Here is a 14,169-nt window from a genome sequence, read left to right as displayed (position 1 = left end):
GGAGGCGTACTATGGTTGAGATTTCCGGCCAGGAATTGAAACAATTTAAGCTGCTCGCGGCGGCGGTCGACCAGACGCTCGACGGGATCGCGTTCACCGACCTGCAAGCAAATATCCTCTACGTGAACAAGGCGTTTGCCGACCTGCACGGTTATCCGGCCGCCGACCTGCTCGGCAAGCATGTCTATCTTTTCCACAACGACCAGCAAAAGCCCCAGGTCGACGCCGCGATCAGCCAGGTCAAGGCGACCGGTAAGTTTAGCGGGATCGTCTGGCGCGTCCATCGGAACGGCGCGGTCTTCCCCAGCCGGATGTCGATCTCGATCTTTCACGACCCGAAGGGGCTCGCGCTCGGGATCATCGCGGTCGTGCGCGACGTGACCGAACAGCTGCGAACGGAAGCAGAGCTGAGGGGGATAACGGCCAAATATGACGCGATCCTGAAAGCTGTCCCGAACATTATCATGGAAGTCGATGTGAATAAAGTCTACACCTGGGCCAATGAAGCTGGTAAAATGTTCTTTGGGCCGGAGGTGGTAGGTAAGGAGGCGGCCGCTTATTTTGCCGGGCCGCAGAGCACTTACCAGATCGTTGATCCGCTCTTTGCCGGCAGTGAGGACGTGATCTATGTTGAAAGCTGGCAAAAACGGCACGATGGTGAACCGCGGCTGCTGGCCTGGTGGTGCCGGACATTAAAGGACGCGGACGGGAAAGTGGCCGGCGCTCTTTCCACCGCCCGGGATATCACCGACCAGAAAAAAGCGGAAGAGGCATTGTTGCAGGCAATGAAGGAGCTCAAGCTGGTCAATAATGCGGCGATCGGCAACGAATTGAAGATCATCGAGCGGGAAAAAGAGATCAACGGCTTGTTAAAAGAGCTGGGCCGGGGACCGGAATATCGGTGAATCATGAGGAGGGAACGGCATGATCGAGATCGCGGATAATGATTACCGGCAGCTGCAAGACGCCAGAGAGATCGCCGAAAGCACGATTAATGCCGTCCATGAGCCGTTGATCATCCTGGACGGCGAGCTGAAAGTGGTGTCAGCCAGCCGCTCTTTTTATCAGGTCTTTAAAGTAAACCCCGCCGAGACCGAGCGGCAGTTCATTTATGAACTGGGGAACAGCCAATGGGATATTCCCGCGCTGCGGAAATTGCTGGAAGAGATCATCCCCGGGAACGAAAGCTTCGATAATTATGAGGTCGAACATGAATTCCCCGTTATCGGCAAACGGACAATGCTCCTGAACGCCCGGCGGATACCAAGGCCGCCGGCCAAGCCGCGCGTGATCCTGTTGGCCATTGAAGACGTTACCGCGAGCAAGCAGGTCGCCGAGCGCAAACGGCTGCATGAAGAGCTGTGCCAGAGCGAGGACAAGTTTTCCAAGGCTTTTCAGACCTCGCCGTACGCCATTACCATCACCCGCGCGGCCGACGGCCAATTTATCGACGTCAACGACGCTTTTATCTCGATAACCGGGTTCAGCCGAGAAGAAGCGCTGGCCGGCTCGTCGGTCGGGCTGAAGTTGTGGGCCAATGAAGCGGAAAGGCAGCGCGTGGTTGCCGAGCTGAGCGCCGGCCGGGCCGTGGTAGGCCGGGAGTATCAATTCCGGACGAAGAGCGGCCGCGTCATCACCGGCTTGTTCTCCGCTCAGACGATCCAATTGAGCCAGGGGGCCGGGATCCTGTCCAGTATCGATGACATCACCAAGCGCAAAGAGGCGGAGAACGCTTTGGCGGAAACGATGGAACAGCTGAAGCTGGTCAACGGCGTGGCGATCGGCAACGAATTAAAAGTGATCGAGCGGGAGAAAGAGGTCAATCTTTTGCTGGCCGAGCTTGGCCGGGAGCCGAAGTATAAATGAACAAGCCCGACCTGGCGAGCGTGGTCGAGAATATCCGCGACATCGCTTACGTTTCTGCGCTGGACGGCGAGATCAGCTACATCAACCAGCGGGTGACCGAATACGGCTACCAGCCGCAGGACATTGTCGGCCACAACCTGGCCGAGTTCGTCCACCCCGACGATCTGGCGCGGGTGCGGAAAGAAATGGAGAAAATGCTGGTCAGCGGCCGGGATTTTCCGACCGTCCTCCGGCTGCGGAAACGGGACGGCGCCTACGTCGACGTGGAGGACCTGAGCCGGACGGTCGTGAAAGAGAACGGGGAGACCATGATCATCGGCACGATCCGCGACATTTCCGAGCGCCGGCAGCTGGAGGACGAGATGCGCATGGCGCTCAAGAGCATGATCAACGCCTTTGTCATCTTTGACTCAGTCTTTGACGCCGCCGGCAAGTTCATCAGCTATCGCTTTGTTTATATCAACGATGCTTATGAACGGATCACTGGTGTCAAGAACGAAGAGGTGAAAGGAAAAACGGTCCAGGAGGTCTGGCCCAAGACCGAGCCGGAATGGATCAAAAGATACGGCGAGGTCGCCGTGACCGGCGTTACCCAGACGTTCGACCTGTACCACGACCCGACCAAAAAGCTTTACCACTGCGTGGTTTACCGCCCCTCTGAGACCAAGGACCGTTTTTGCGTGATCTTTGAGGATATCACCGAGCGGCAGCGGGCGGACCAGCAGCTTAAGGAGCATATCGAAGAGCTGGAGGTATTCCATCACGCCACCGTCGGCCGGGAGCTGAAGATGATCGAACTGGAGCAAGAAGTGAACAAGCTGTTGACGGAGCTGGGAAGGGAGACGAAATATAAATGACCGATCTTGATCTGTCGAGCGTTATGTCCAATATCCGCGACCTGGCTTACATATTTGAACCGGACGGGACCGTTTCTTTTGTCAGCGAGCGCGTTGCCGACTACGGCTACCTGCCCAAAGAGGTCGTCGGCCGCAATATCGCGGAATTTATCCACCCGGACGATCTGCCGAAAGTGCTGGCCGATTTTAAGGTCACCATGGAGACAGGCCGGGAGTTCCCGACCGCTTTCCGCCTGCGCGGCAAGAGCGGCGGGTTTATCGAGGTCGAGGACCTGGGCCGGGCGATCAAAGAGAACGGCCGGGTCGTCAGCTTGGTCGGCACGATTCGCGATATCACCGAGCGCCGGAAGATCGAGAAAGACCTGGCCGAAAAAATGGCGGAGATGAAGCTGATCAGCGACGCGGCGATCGGCCGGGAAACGAAGATGATCGCGCTGGAACAGGAAGTGAACCAGCTGCTGCAGGAGCTGGGGAGGGAGGAGAAATATAAATAACGTAATGGGCAAAAAGATCTTACTGATCGAGGATTACAAGGATACGGCCGAAATGATCGCCAATGTCCTGCGCCAAAAAGGCCATGACGTTTCCTGCGCTTATGACGGGGATGCCGGTTTGCGGCGGGCCCGGGAAAGGGGAGCGGACCTGATCCTGCTGGACATCATGCTGCCGGGAATGGATGGATTTACGGTTTTACAGGAATTGAAGAAAGACCCGGTTACCGCCGGGATCCCGGTAATAATCGTGACGGTGAAAGTGGCGGAAGAGGACGTTGAGCGGGGCCTGGCGTTGGGCGCCAGCGAATATGTCTGCAAGCCGTTCGATCTCGAGAAGCTGGCCGGGATAGTGCAGAAACATCTATAATCAGGAGCCCCGGGTTTCCCCGGGGCTCCTTTGACATGCGGCAATAAGGGCCGTAGATCCGCGTTAGACGATCCCCTGCGCGTACATTGAGCGGGCAACCTTGAGGAAGCCGGCGATATTGGCACCGACCACCAAATTACCCGCCTGGCCGTACTCGGCGGCCGCTTCTTTCGACTGCTTGTAGATCGCCTTCATGATCCGGTTCAGGTACTTGTCGGTCTCCTCGAACGTCCAGGAGAGCCGCTGGCTGTTCTGGCTCATCTCCAGGCCGGAGGTGGCAACGCCGCCGGCGTTGGACGCCTTAGCGGGGCCGAACGCGACTTTGGCCTTCTGGAACACCTTGATCGCTTCCGGGGTGGAGGGCATATTGGCCCCCTCGGCAACCGCCCAGACGCCGTTCTCCACCAGCTTCTCGGCCGACTTCTTGTCGATCTCGTTCTGGGTGGCGTTCGGCAGGGCGATGTCGCACTTCACCTTCCAGATGTTGTCGCAGCCCTCTTCGTAGGTCGCTTTCGGATGGTACTTGAGGTACTCCTTGATCCTTTTCCGCTCGACTTCCTTGAGCTGCTTAACGGTCTTGAGGTTGATCCCGTCCTTATCATAGATATAGCCGTTGGAGTCGCTGCAGGCGACGACCTTGGCGCCGAGCTCCTGGCACTTCTGGATCGCGTAGATCGAGACGTTGCCCGAGCCGGACGAGACGACGGTCGCTCCCTTGAGCTCCTTACCCTGGTCCTTGAGCATCTCCAGCAGGAAGTAGATCAGGCCGTAGCCGGTCGCTTCGGTCCGGACCAGCGAGCCGCCCCAATCGAGCCCCTTGCCGGTCAGCACGCCGGTGAACTCGTTGCGCAGCTTCTTGTACATGCCGAACATGTAGCCGATCTCGCGGCCGCCGACGCCGATATCACCGGCCGGCACGTCGGTGTCCGGGCCGATGTGGCGGAAGAGCTCGCTCATGAAGCTCTGGCAGAAGCGCATCACTTCGGCGTCCGATTTCCCCTTCGGGTCGAAGTCGGCGCCGCCTTTGCCGCCGCCCATTGGCAGGGTGGTGAGGGCGTTCTTGAAGATCTGCTCGAAGCCGAGGAACTTGATGATGCCGATGTAAACCGAGGGGTGGAAGCGGAGCCCGCCTTTGTACGGGCCGATCGCGCTGTTGAACTCGATGCGGAAGCCGCGGTTGATGTGGACCTTGCCGCCGTCGTCAACCCAGGGGACGCGGAACATGAGCTGCCGCTCGGGTTCGCAGATCCGCTCCAGGATCTTGGCTTGCTTGTACTCCGGGTGCTTTTCGAGGACCGGGGCGACCGATTCCGCGACTTCCTGGACGGCCTGGTGGAACTCGGCTTCGCCCGGGTTTCTTTTAATGACTTCGTCGATGATCTGTTTTACCATTGTGAACACCTTCTTAATATGATATATAATTGGACGGGTAGGGAGCCGGTCGGACTTGAGGCGCACCTCCTTGCTCTTGATTTGATCTCGGAATCCGGGTAAGATTATACGGCAAGTGGTTGCCGTATGTCAAGTATATGACTGAATTAGACAGAAAAATAAACGCAATATTGAAGATGGTCGCCGAGGCGAAGGAGCCGATCGGGTCGGCGGAGATCGCCGAGAAGCTAAAGGCGCAAGGCTTTGACATGCCGGAGCGGACGGTCCGCTACCACCTGAAGGAACTGAGCGAAAAGGGGCTAATGAAGGGGCTGTGGAAAGAGGGCCGGGTCATTACCAACAAGGGGATCGAAGAGCTCGGCAATGCCATGGCCTTTGATAAAGTTGGCTTCATGAACTCCCGGATCGACAATATGGCTTACCAGATGGATTATGACCTGGACAAGAAGAGCGGCCGGGTCATCCTGAACCTCTCACTGCTGAAACAGAGCGACCTGGCCGGGGCGCTCAAGATCATGGCCCCGGTCTTCGCGCGGCAGTTCGCGATCGGCAACAAGGTGCTGCTCGTCGAACCAGGCAAAGATTTTGGCGCTTTCACGATCCCCGCCGGCTGGGTCGGTTTCGGCACGCTCTGCAGCGTCAACTTGAACGGGATCATGCTTAAGCACGGTATCGCCCTGGAGCCGAAAATGGGCGGCCTGCTGCAGATCGAAGGGGAGCGGCCGGTCCGCTTTACCGAGATCATCAATTACGAAGGGACCACGCTCGATCCCCACGAGATCTTTATCAAGAGCCGGATGACCGGCGTCAGCGCCGCGGCGGCCGGCGCGGGGAAGATCTTGGCCGGCCTGAGAGAGATCCCGGCCGCGACGGTCCACGAGGCGGAAGCGATCATCCGCAAGATCGAATCGGCCGGCCTGGGGCGTGTCCTGGTGATCGGCAAGCCGGGCCAGACGATCCTCGGTATCCCGATCGGCGTCGAGCGGGTCGGGATCGTCGTCCCGGGCGGCTTGAACCCGATCGCCGCGGTCGAGGAAGCGGGGATCGAGACCGCCAGCAAGGCTTTGTCCGCCCTGATCGAAGCCGACCAGCTGGTCGGCTTTACCGACCTATGACCGCGGTCAATTACGTCAGTACCGGCTTGCCCGGCTTGGACCAGGTCCTGCAGGGTTTGCGGCTGGGTGACAACGTCGTCTGGCAGGTCGACGACCTGGAAGATTACCGCCGGTTCGTCAAACCTTATCTGGCACAGGCGAAGGCCGATAAACGCCGGATCATCTATATTCGCTTCGCGCAGCATCCCCCGGTAGTCGCAGGCGAGCCCGGCATCACCAGGTACCAGCTTGACGCGGCGACCGGCTTTGAATCGTTCTCCAAACAGATCCATGACATTATTACCAAAGAAGGGGCCGGCGCCTTCTATCTTTTCGACTGTCTCTCCGACCTGCTTTCCGCCTGGGCGACCGATCTGATGATCGGAAACTTCTTCCTGGTCACCTGTCCCTATCTTTTCAAGCTGGACACGCTGGCTTACTTCGCGATCCTGCGCAATAACCATTCGTACAAGACGATCGCCCGGATCAGGGAGACGACCCAGCTGCTGCTCGACGTCTATAACTACGACGGGCATATCTACGTCCATCCGCTCAAGGTTTGGAACCGCTATTCCCCGACGATGTTCCTGCCGCACACGGAGAGCGGCGGCAAATACCTGCCGATAACCAACAGCGTCGACGCCACCCGGCTCTTTGCCCACATGACCGACCGGGGCGAGGAGAGCGCCCGGCGCAACCTGGATTACTGGGACCGGTTGTTCCTGGCGGCGGAAGAGCTGGCCAGGGAGCCGAACAAGGGCGCGGCAGTCGGCGACATGCGCGATAAACTGATCCGGATCATGCTGGTGCGGGAACCGCGGATGCTGGAGCTGGTCCGGCAGTACATTACGCTGGAAGACCTGCTGGAGATCAAAGGACGGATGATCGGCACCGGCTTTATCGGCGGTAAGGCGCTCGGCATGCTGCTGGCCCGTAAAATATTGGGCCGGGAATGGGAAGAAGTGCTGGAGCCGCACGATTCGTTCTTTATCGGTTCGGACGTCTTCTATTCCTACGTCGTGGAGAACGGCTGGTGGGACCTCTGGCTGGAACAGAAGACGGAGGCGGGATTCTTTACCAAGGCGGCCGACCTGAAGGAAAAGCTGTTGAGCGGGAAATTCCCCGACGAGATCAAGGAGCAATTCAACCAGCTGCTCGAATATTTTGGTCAGTCGCCGATCATTGTCCGGTCGAGCTCGCTGCTGGAGGACGGTTTCGGCAACGCTTTTGCCGGCAAGTACGAGAGCATTTTCTGCGTCAACCAGGGGACGCCCGACGTCCGTTACGCCAATTTCGACCGGACCGTCCGCCAGGTCTTTGCCAGCACGATGAACGAGGACGCGCTGACCTACCGGCGCCAGCGCGGCATGGCGGAACAGGACGAACAGATGGCCCTGCTGGTCCAGCGCGTTTCCGGCACCCACTACCGGCACAATTTCCTGCCGTACCTGGCCGGGGTCGGCGTTTCTTACAACACGTTCGTCTGGCACGAGGAGATGGACCCGAAGGCGGGGATGCTCCGACTGGTCTTCGGCCTGGGAACGCGGGCGGTCAACCGGGTCGAAGGCGATTACCCGCGGATCATCGCGCTTGACCAGCCGCGCCTTCGCCCCTACGCCGGCGACGACGTCCGGAAATATTCCCAGCACGACGTCGATCTGCTGAACATCGAGAGCAACGAGCTGCAGAGCGTCCCCCTGGCGGAGCTGGTTGCCGCGGAGCCGGAGCTGAAACTGGACCTGGCCGGCACCAGAGAGGGGGATTGGGTGCTCACTTTCGACCAATTGCTCGGCCGGACCGATTTTACCGCCCGGATGAAAGCGCTGCTGGCCAAGCTGGACGCGACCTACCGGTATCCGGTCGACGTGGAGTTCACGGTCAACTTTACCGCGGCCGGTAAGATGCGGATCAATCTCCTCCAATGCCGGCCGCTGCAGGCGAAAGGGGCGGGTGGGCGGGTGCGGCTGCCGGAACGGATCGACCCGGAGCGGTTGTTGTTCGAGACCGCCGGGAATTTTATGGGCGGCAGCGTCGATTTGCGCTTGCCGCGGGTCATTTACGTCGATCCGCAGGCGTACGGCAAGCTGCTGCACGGCAAGAAATACACGGTCGCCCGCCTGATCGGCAAGCTTAACCGCGGGACAAAAACGCCGACGATCCTGATCGGGCCGGGGCGCTGGGGGACGCGCGACGCGACGCTCGGCGTGCCGGTCAGCTTTGCCGAGATCAACAACTTTGCCGCGCTGGTCGAAGTCGCCGTGCCGGCGATCGGTTTCATGCCGGAGCTGTCGTTCGGCTCCCACTTTTTTCTCGACCTGGTGGAAGCGAACATCTTTTACGCCGCCCTGTTTGACGGGCTGGACCCGCAGCTGCTGGCCGGCCGGCCGAACCTGTTCGGCGCGCTGCTGCCGGACGAAAGCGAATACGCCGGGGTGATCGGGGTCTACGACCTGCCGCTCCGGCTGATGGCCGATCTGACCGCCCAGCGGCTGGTCTGTTTGACCGATGTGCTATAATTTTGCCCAATGTCTAAGATACTGAAAAAAGAAAAACTTAACGCCAGCGTCAGCCGGATCACGGTCGACGCGCCGCCTATCGCCCGCGCCGCCAAGCCGGGACAGTTCGTGGTCATCATCCCGGCCGAGAACGCCGAGCGGATCCCGTTAACCATTGCCGACACCGACGCCGGCAAAGGGACGATCACGATCATCTTCCAGATCGTCGGCGCCACCACCACCGTCCTCGATTCGCTGCCGGAGGGGGCGGAGATCGCCCACCTGCTTGGCCCGCTCGGCGCTCCCTCCCACATTGAAAAATTCGGCACGGTCGTGGTGATCGGCGGCGGGGTCGGCATCGCCGAGATCTACCCGGCGGTCAAAGCGCTGAAAGCGGCCGGCAACGAGGTCATCACGATCATCGGCGCGCGGGATAAGGGCTTGCTCATATATGAGCAGGAGTTGCGGGTCGCGAGTCACGAGTTGCGGGTCACTACTGACGATGGAAGCTACGGCCGCAAAGGCTTTGTTTCCGAGGAGCTGAAAGATATTATTGCCTCCGGCAAGAAGATCGGCTTGGTCTTCGCCGTTGGCCCGGTCCCGATGATGCGGGTCTGTTGCGACGTTACCAGGCCGCACGGGATCAAGACCGTGGTGTCGCTCAACCCGCTGATGCTCGACGCCACCGGGATGTGCGGCATCTGCCGGGTCACGGTCGGGGGGAAAACCAAGTTCGCCTGCGTCGAAGGGCCGGAATTCGACGGGCACCAGGTCGACTTCGCGGAGCTGACAGCGCGGTTAAAGGGGTATCGGGACGTGGAAAAGAAAGCGCATGATCATGTATGCAAGCTGCTAGGGACTAAGGGGCTAGGGGGCTAAGGGACTATGGCTGAGAAAAAGAAAAGACTACACATGCAGGAACGGTCCGCCGCGGAAAGGACCCGGGATTTCCAGGAGGTGCCGCTCGGATATACGCCGGAAGAGGCGATAGAAGAGGCAAAACGCTGTATCCAGTGCAAGAACCCGCTCTGCGTCAAAGGGTGCCCGGTCGAGGTCAAGATCCCCGAGTTCATTAAGCTGGTCGCCGAGGGGAAGTTTGCCGAAGCGAGCCGGAAGATCAAAGAGACCAATGCCTTGCCGGCGGTTTGCGGCCGCGTTTGCCCGCAGGAAGAACAGTGCGAGCTGAAATGCGTGCTCGGAGTTAAGGGCGAGCCGGTGGCGATCGGGACCCTTGAGCGTTTCGTGGCGGACTGGGAGAGGGATAACGTTAAACTTCAAACATCCAACCTCAAACCTCAAGATAAGATCTCAATAAATAAATCACACAAGATCGCCGTCATCGGGTCTGGCCCGGCGGGGCTAACTTGCGCCGGTGATCTGGCACGGCTCGGTTATCAGGTCACGATCTTCGAATCGCTCCATGTGACCGGCGGCGTGCTGCGCTACGGCATCCCGGAGTTCCGGTTGCCGAAAAAGATCGTCGACCTGGAGGTTGAATATGTTAAAACCCTCGGGGCCGAGGTTAAAACCGACATGCTGATCGGCAATGTCTACACGATCGAGGAGCTGCTCAAGGAGTACAAAGCGGTTTTCGTCGGTTCCGGAGCCGGTTTGCCCAAGTTCATGGGGATCCCGGGGGAGAACCTGGACGGCGTTTACTCGGCCAACGAATATCTCTTCCGCGTCAACATGATGAAAGCGTGGCAGTTCCCCGAAAGCCTGACGCCGGTCAAGATCGGCAAGCGGGTCGCCGTGGTCGGCGGCGGGAACGTGGCGATGGATGCGGCCCGAGTATCTTTGCGGCTGGGGGCGGACGAAGTCACTATCCTCTACCGCCGGACGCAGGAAGAGATGCCGGCCCGGATCGAAGAGATCAAACGGGCGGTGGAGGAGGGGGTCATTTTCAAGATCCTGACACTACCGGTCGCCTATCACGCTAATAATGAGGGGTGGGTAACGGATGCGGAATGTTTACAAATGCAACTGGGTGAGCCGGATTCTTCCGGTAGACGGCGACCGGTAGAAATCCCAGGCTCAAACTTCAAACTGCAAATTGATACGGTAATTGTGGCGATCGGCAACTCGCCCAATCCCCTGATCCCGCTGCGGACCCCCGGCCTCAAGACCGAGAAGTGGGGCGGGGTGATCGTGACCGCCGAAGGGTTAACCTCGCTGCCGGCCGTCTACGCCGGCGGCGACATCGTCCGCGGGGCGGCGACCGTGATCTCCGCCATGGGCGACGGCAAGACCGCGGCCAAGGCGATCCACCAACTGCTCGCAAAGTAACTGAAATCCCCGCCGCTTTTCGCCGACCAATTAGCGATGAAGATCCCGCCTGATAATAACGGTAAGACCTGGTCGGTCAGCTCCCGGGAGATCCGGGCGAAACTCCCGCTGATCAAGCCGGCGTTCGTTTCCTGGCTGCGGACCTACGGCAATCAGGCCGTTATCCTCGATCACGCCGGACCGGCGCTGACCGCGCTGGCGCAGGAAGCCAAAGAATTGACCCGGCTTCTGGGCGGCGATTTTCTCTCGCTCGCGCTGGGCGGTAGTTTGATCAGAGGGCTGGGGACGGTTGAAACCAGCGACGTCGATTATTTTATCTACACCAGGGACATCGGCCAGCAGTGGGCCGACACCGTCCGGGACGGCTCGTGGCAGCGGTTGCGGCAAGCGGGACTAACTCCTTGCGACGACCACCCGGTGATCAGATTGGCCCCCGGCTTACCTGATATCGCGGGGAACACGCTCGGCGTGTTCACTAACCACCTGGTCTTTGAAGCGAAGCCCGGAGCGAGCCGGCGGATGGTCCTGGAAGTTCTCGCTCAATTATTGGCGGCGGCGCCGCCGAATGCCCGCCGGGAGCTAAAAGAGACGCTGCGGAGCGAGTATAACACCTTGATGCATAACAGCCAGGCCTACGCGGCCAGAAAATTCGTGCAAAACCGCGTCCGCCCGCTGATCGGCGAGGCAATGAGCGAGTCAATGCTCTGCGACCAGCATTGTCTCGATGAATTAGCCCGGTTGGCGGCGCCTTTTATCACCGCCCGGCGCGTTAACTTCCCCCCGCCGCCGGAACTGGCAAGTTTACTGGCCTGAAGATTATGTTAAAAAGTGAAATTATCCGGAAACGGGGGCGATAAAACATCGGTTATGACAACAGAAGCGATCGCCAGCCGCCTCAGCAGCCTTAAGCAAGAGCTCTACCAGCCCGGGCGCCAGACCGTGACGCCGGCCAAGCAGAGCGTCCTCCCCGACGTTTCTTACCAGCCGGTCATTATCCCGCCGGTCAGGCCGGCTCCGGAACCGCTGCCGGGTGATATCCCGGTCGCGCCGGGCGAATCGATCCAGGCGGCGATCGACAGCGCTCCGGCCGGTTCGACCATCGTTCTCGCGGCCGGCGACTACCAGGAAAACATTATCTTAAAGGACGGTGTCAGCCTGCGGGGCGCCGGTGCCAACCAAACTACTCTGAGCGCGGCCGAGGCCGCCCTGCCGGTCATCTCCGGCGACGCCGGCCAGCTGACCATCTCTAATTTTGCCATTAACGGCGGGTCGCCGGCCGTATTCCTGAAAGGGGACGGCATCACGGTCAACGACCTGCTGGTGGACGGCGGCGACGCCGGCCTCAGTTTTGACGGAACGGACGTCCTGATCACCGGCTGCAAGATCATCCATATTGCCGGGACCGGCGTCGAACTGCTTAACGCCGACGGGAGCACGGTCAACGCGACGATCATCGCCCGCTGCGAGGGCGATGGGCTGCGGATCAGTGACAGCACCGGCGTTACGGTCGTTAATAACACGCTTGTTTATAACAAGCAGAACAGCGGCGCGGGGGTCAAGGTGGCCAATTCCACCGCGGTGGCGATCGCCAACAATATTATTGCCGGTAATTACTATGGCGTGCTGGTCGAGTCCGGCGAGGCCGCGGTCAACTTCAATGATATCTGGGGGAACAACAAGGGGTGCGAAGGTTGCGCCGCCGGGGTGCTCGAACTCAACGCCGACGGCTGGGATATCTTCGACAATATCGCCCAAAGCCCGGTCTTGATCGGGGAAGGGGAAGCGCTTTTTGACGACAACTGGCAGTTCACCGAATTCACTTATGTTGATAATGATTTTAACCTGAATATTGAGCCGGTCGGCGACGTGCCGGTTTCGCCCTGTATCAATGCGGGGGACCCGGACCTGATCGACCGGGACGGGACGATCCTCGACCAGGGGGCATACGGCGGCCTGACCAGTCTCTACGACGCGACGCCGACCGAGTTCACGCTTGTCGATGATGGGAACAGCGTCACTTTGTCCTGGGTTAGGCCGGAAGGCGTTCCGGTCCTCGGTTACCGTCTCTACCGGCTGCCGGTCGATACTTACGGCGGCTGGGCGAGCGAATACGACCTCTACCAGCAATTAAACCAACCGTACGCCCTGCTGGCGGATATTCAGGACCCGCAGACCACCAGCTACACCGATACCGGTTTCCCGACCGACGCCCAGATGATCTATTTCTATAAAGCGGTCACCGTCCACGGCCCGAACGAATCACGGCCGACCGCCGACCAAACTTTCTACTGGTACCCGGGGCTCTTTGGCGGCGACGATGATGCCGGCGCCGACGCCGCGGTCGATAATGACCAGGCGGGCGGCTGCGGCTGCTCGGCCGTCGGCCGGCCGGCCGCCGGCGGAAATATCCTCAATTCTCTTTGGTCCATTATCGTCGATTAACCCGGTGCCGGTTTTATTCCCGCGGACGATTGTGGTAGAATTGCCCCCGTATGGCTCTCTCCGCTAAGATAGCAAGCTGGATCAAGGCCCAGGTCGCCGGCGCCGGCGCTAAGGGGTGTGTTGTCGGCCTCTCCGGCGGGATCGACTCCGCGGTCGTTGCGCTCCTCTGCCAGAAGGCTTTTCCTGAAGATACTTTAACGCTGCTGCTGCCGTGCCATAGTCTGCCCGCAGATATGGATTCCGCCCGCCAATTCGCCGAGCGGTTTAAGCTGATATTCGTCAGCCCCGACCTTACCGCGGTCTTTGATCAGCTCTACCAGGCGCTGGAAGGAGAAACTTATGGCGGGCAAACCGACTTGCCGACTTGCAATCTTAAGCCGCGCCTGCGGATGGCCGCTCTTTATTATTACGCCCGCAAGCTGAACTACCTGGTCGTCGGCACCGGCAACAAGTCGGAGCTCGAGATGGGATATTTTACCAAGTACGGCGACGGCGGCGTCGACCTCCTCCCGCTTGGCGACCTGCTCAAAACGGAGGTCCGCGCTTTAGCCGGGGAGTTAGCCGTTCCCCAGGAATACATTGAGAAAGCGCCGAGCGCCGGGTTGTGGGCGGGACAGACCGACGAAGGCGAGATGGGGATCACTTATGAAGAGCTTGATGCTATCTTAGCCGGCAAGGGCGGCGACCAGCAGAAAGCGGCGCTCGTTGACCAGCGCCGGCAAGCCAGCGAACATAAACGGCGCCCGGTCCCGATCTTCAAGGTTCCAGGCTGAAGTATTCTCCCCGACTATTATTGTTCAGCAAACGGGCCGACTCAATGGCCAAAGCCTGGAAATAATTCTTGTCGCCCGGTTTAAGCATCTCGCCCGACATTAC

Annotated in this window: 13 protein-coding genes; 12 read left to right on the top strand and 1 reads right to left on the bottom strand. The window is 59.7% G+C overall.

Features of this window, described 5'->3' with window-relative positions:
* The first annotated feature begins 11 nt into the window (after positions 1-11).
* From WC529_00935 to WC529_00915, 5 genes are read left to right on the top strand one after another with little or no spacing between them, the layout of a single operon-like run.
* The gene (locus WC529_00935; GenBank protein ID MFA5112846.1) at positions 12-905 is read left to right on the top strand and encodes a PAS domain-containing protein; all 894 of its coding nucleotides are present in this window, start codon (positions 12-14) and stop codon (positions 903-905) included.
* Positions 906-924: 19 nt separating this feature from the next.
* Entirely contained in the window at positions 925-1,866 is a 942-nt protein-coding gene (locus WC529_00930) for a PAS domain S-box protein (protein ID MFA5112845.1), read from the top strand.
* Positions 1,863-2,723 (top strand): PAS domain S-box protein, encoded by an 861-nt coding sequence (locus WC529_00925; protein ID MFA5112844.1) that lies wholly within the window; start codon positions 1,863-1,865, stop codon positions 2,721-2,723. Before WC529_00930 ends, WC529_00925 begins: the two co-directional genes overlap by 4 nt.
* A complete protein-coding gene (locus tag WC529_00920) occupies positions 2,720-3,217 on the top strand; it encodes a PAS domain-containing protein (protein ID MFA5112843.1) in 498 nt (165 codons plus the stop codon). Before WC529_00925 ends, WC529_00920 begins: the two co-directional genes overlap by 4 nt.
* A 4-nt stretch (positions 3,218-3,221) precedes the next feature.
* Positions 3,222-3,584, top strand: coding sequence for a response regulator (locus WC529_00915; protein ID MFA5112842.1), 363 nt, complete (start codon positions 3,222-3,224; stop codon positions 3,582-3,584).
* A 63-nt stretch (positions 3,585-3,647) separates the two neighbouring features.
* Here WC529_00915 and gdhA read toward each other — a convergent pair whose 3' ends face one another.
* Positions 3,648-4,976, bottom strand: coding sequence for an NADP-specific glutamate dehydrogenase (gene gdhA / locus WC529_00910; GenBank protein MFA5112841.1), 1,329 nt, complete (start codon positions 4,974-4,976; stop codon positions 3,648-3,650).
* 176 nt (positions 4,977-5,152) lie between these two features.
* On the opposite strand from gdhA, the gene WC529_00905 reads away from it, so the two are divergent.
* The 7 genes from WC529_00905 to nadE are packed head-to-tail and all read left to right on the top strand — an operon-like array spanning position 5,153 to position 14,066.
* A complete protein-coding gene (locus tag WC529_00905) occupies positions 5,153-6,091 on the top strand; it encodes an NrpR regulatory domain-containing protein (GenBank protein MFA5112840.1) in 939 nt (312 codons plus the stop codon).
* Positions 6,088-8,586: a PEP/pyruvate-binding domain-containing protein gene (locus tag WC529_00900; GenBank protein ID MFA5112839.1), complete on the top strand. Its 2,499-nt coding sequence runs from the start codon at positions 6,088-6,090 to the stop codon at positions 8,584-8,586. The genes WC529_00905 and WC529_00900 overlap by 4 nt, the downstream gene beginning before the upstream one ends.
* Before the next feature lie 9 nt (positions 8,587-8,595).
* Positions 8,596-9,444: a sulfide/dihydroorotate dehydrogenase-like FAD/NAD-binding protein gene (locus WC529_00895; protein ID MFA5112838.1), complete on the top strand. Its 849-nt coding sequence runs from the start codon at positions 8,596-8,598 to the stop codon at positions 9,442-9,444.
* Positions 9,445-9,450: 6 nt separating this feature from the next.
* A complete protein-coding gene (gene gltA / locus WC529_00890) occupies positions 9,451-10,851 on the top strand; it encodes an NADPH-dependent glutamate synthase (GenBank protein MFA5112837.1) in 1,401 nt (466 codons plus the stop codon).
* A 36-nt stretch (positions 10,852-10,887) separates the two neighbouring features.
* A complete protein-coding gene (locus WC529_00885; GenBank protein MFA5112836.1) occupies positions 10,888-11,664 on the top strand; it encodes a hypothetical protein in 777 nt (258 codons plus the stop codon).
* 54 nt (positions 11,665-11,718) lie between these two features.
* Complete coding sequence (locus WC529_00880; GenBank protein MFA5112835.1) at positions 11,719-13,293, top strand: right-handed parallel beta-helix repeat-containing protein; 1,575 nt, start codon at positions 11,719-11,721, stop codon at positions 13,291-13,293.
* Positions 13,294-13,343: 50 nt separating this feature from the next.
* Positions 13,344-14,066, top strand: a complete 723-nt coding sequence (nadE, locus tag WC529_00875) for an NAD(+) synthase (GenBank protein MFA5112834.1) — start codon at positions 13,344-13,346, stop codon at positions 14,064-14,066.
* The last annotated feature ends 103 nt before the right edge of the window (positions 14,067-14,169 follow it).

It is taken from the genome of Candidatus Margulisiibacteriota bacterium (assembly GCA_041650855.1).
Classification (GTDB): Bacteria; Margulisbacteria; WOR-1; order O2-12-FULL-45-9; family XYB2-FULL-48-7; genus JALOPZ01.
Note: the sequence above shows the minus strand (reverse complement) of the source record. Positions and strands in the feature narration are given on the sequence as shown.

Excerpts from the sequence above, each read along its gene's own strand:
- WC529_00930 (MFA5112845.1), top strand. The coding sequence starts at position 925 with ATGATCGAGATCGCGGATAATGATTACCGGCAGCTGCAAGACGCCAGA.
- WC529_00880 (MFA5112835.1), top strand. The coding sequence starts at position 11,719 with ATGACAACAGAAGCGATCGCCAGCCGCCTCAGCAGCCTTAAGCAAGAG.
- WC529_00885 (MFA5112836.1), top strand. The coding sequence starts at position 10,888 with ATGAAGATCCCGCCTGATAATAACGGTAAGACCTGGTCGGTCAGCTCC.
- gltA (MFA5112837.1), top strand. The coding sequence starts at position 9,451 with ATGGCTGAGAAAAAGAAAAGACTACACATGCAGGAACGGTCCGCCGCG.
- WC529_00915 (MFA5112842.1), top strand. The coding sequence starts at position 3,222 with ATGGGCAAAAAGATCTTACTGATCGAGGATTACAAGGATACGGCCGAA.
- WC529_00920 (MFA5112843.1), top strand. The coding sequence starts at position 2,720 with ATGACCGATCTTGATCTGTCGAGCGTTATGTCCAATATCCGCGACCTG.
- WC529_00935 (MFA5112846.1), top strand. The coding sequence starts at position 12 with ATGGTTGAGATTTCCGGCCAGGAATTGAAACAATTTAAGCTGCTCGCG.
- WC529_00900 (MFA5112839.1), top strand. The coding sequence starts at position 6,088 with ATGACCGCGGTCAATTACGTCAGTACCGGCTTGCCCGGCTTGGACCAG.
- WC529_00925 (MFA5112844.1), top strand. The coding sequence starts at position 1,863 with ATGAACAAGCCCGACCTGGCGAGCGTGGTCGAGAATATCCGCGACATC.
- gdhA (MFA5112841.1), bottom strand. The coding sequence starts at position 4,976 with ATGGTAAAACAGATCATCGACGAAGTCATTAAAAGAAACCCGGGCGAA.
- nadE (MFA5112834.1), top strand. The coding sequence starts at position 13,344 with ATGGCTCTCTCCGCTAAGATAGCAAGCTGGATCAAGGCCCAGGTCGCC.
- WC529_00905 (MFA5112840.1), top strand. The coding sequence starts at position 5,153 with ATGGTCGCCGAGGCGAAGGAGCCGATCGGGTCGGCGGAGATCGCCGAG.
- WC529_00895 (MFA5112838.1), top strand. The coding sequence starts at position 8,596 with ATGTCTAAGATACTGAAAAAAGAAAAACTTAACGCCAGCGTCAGCCGG.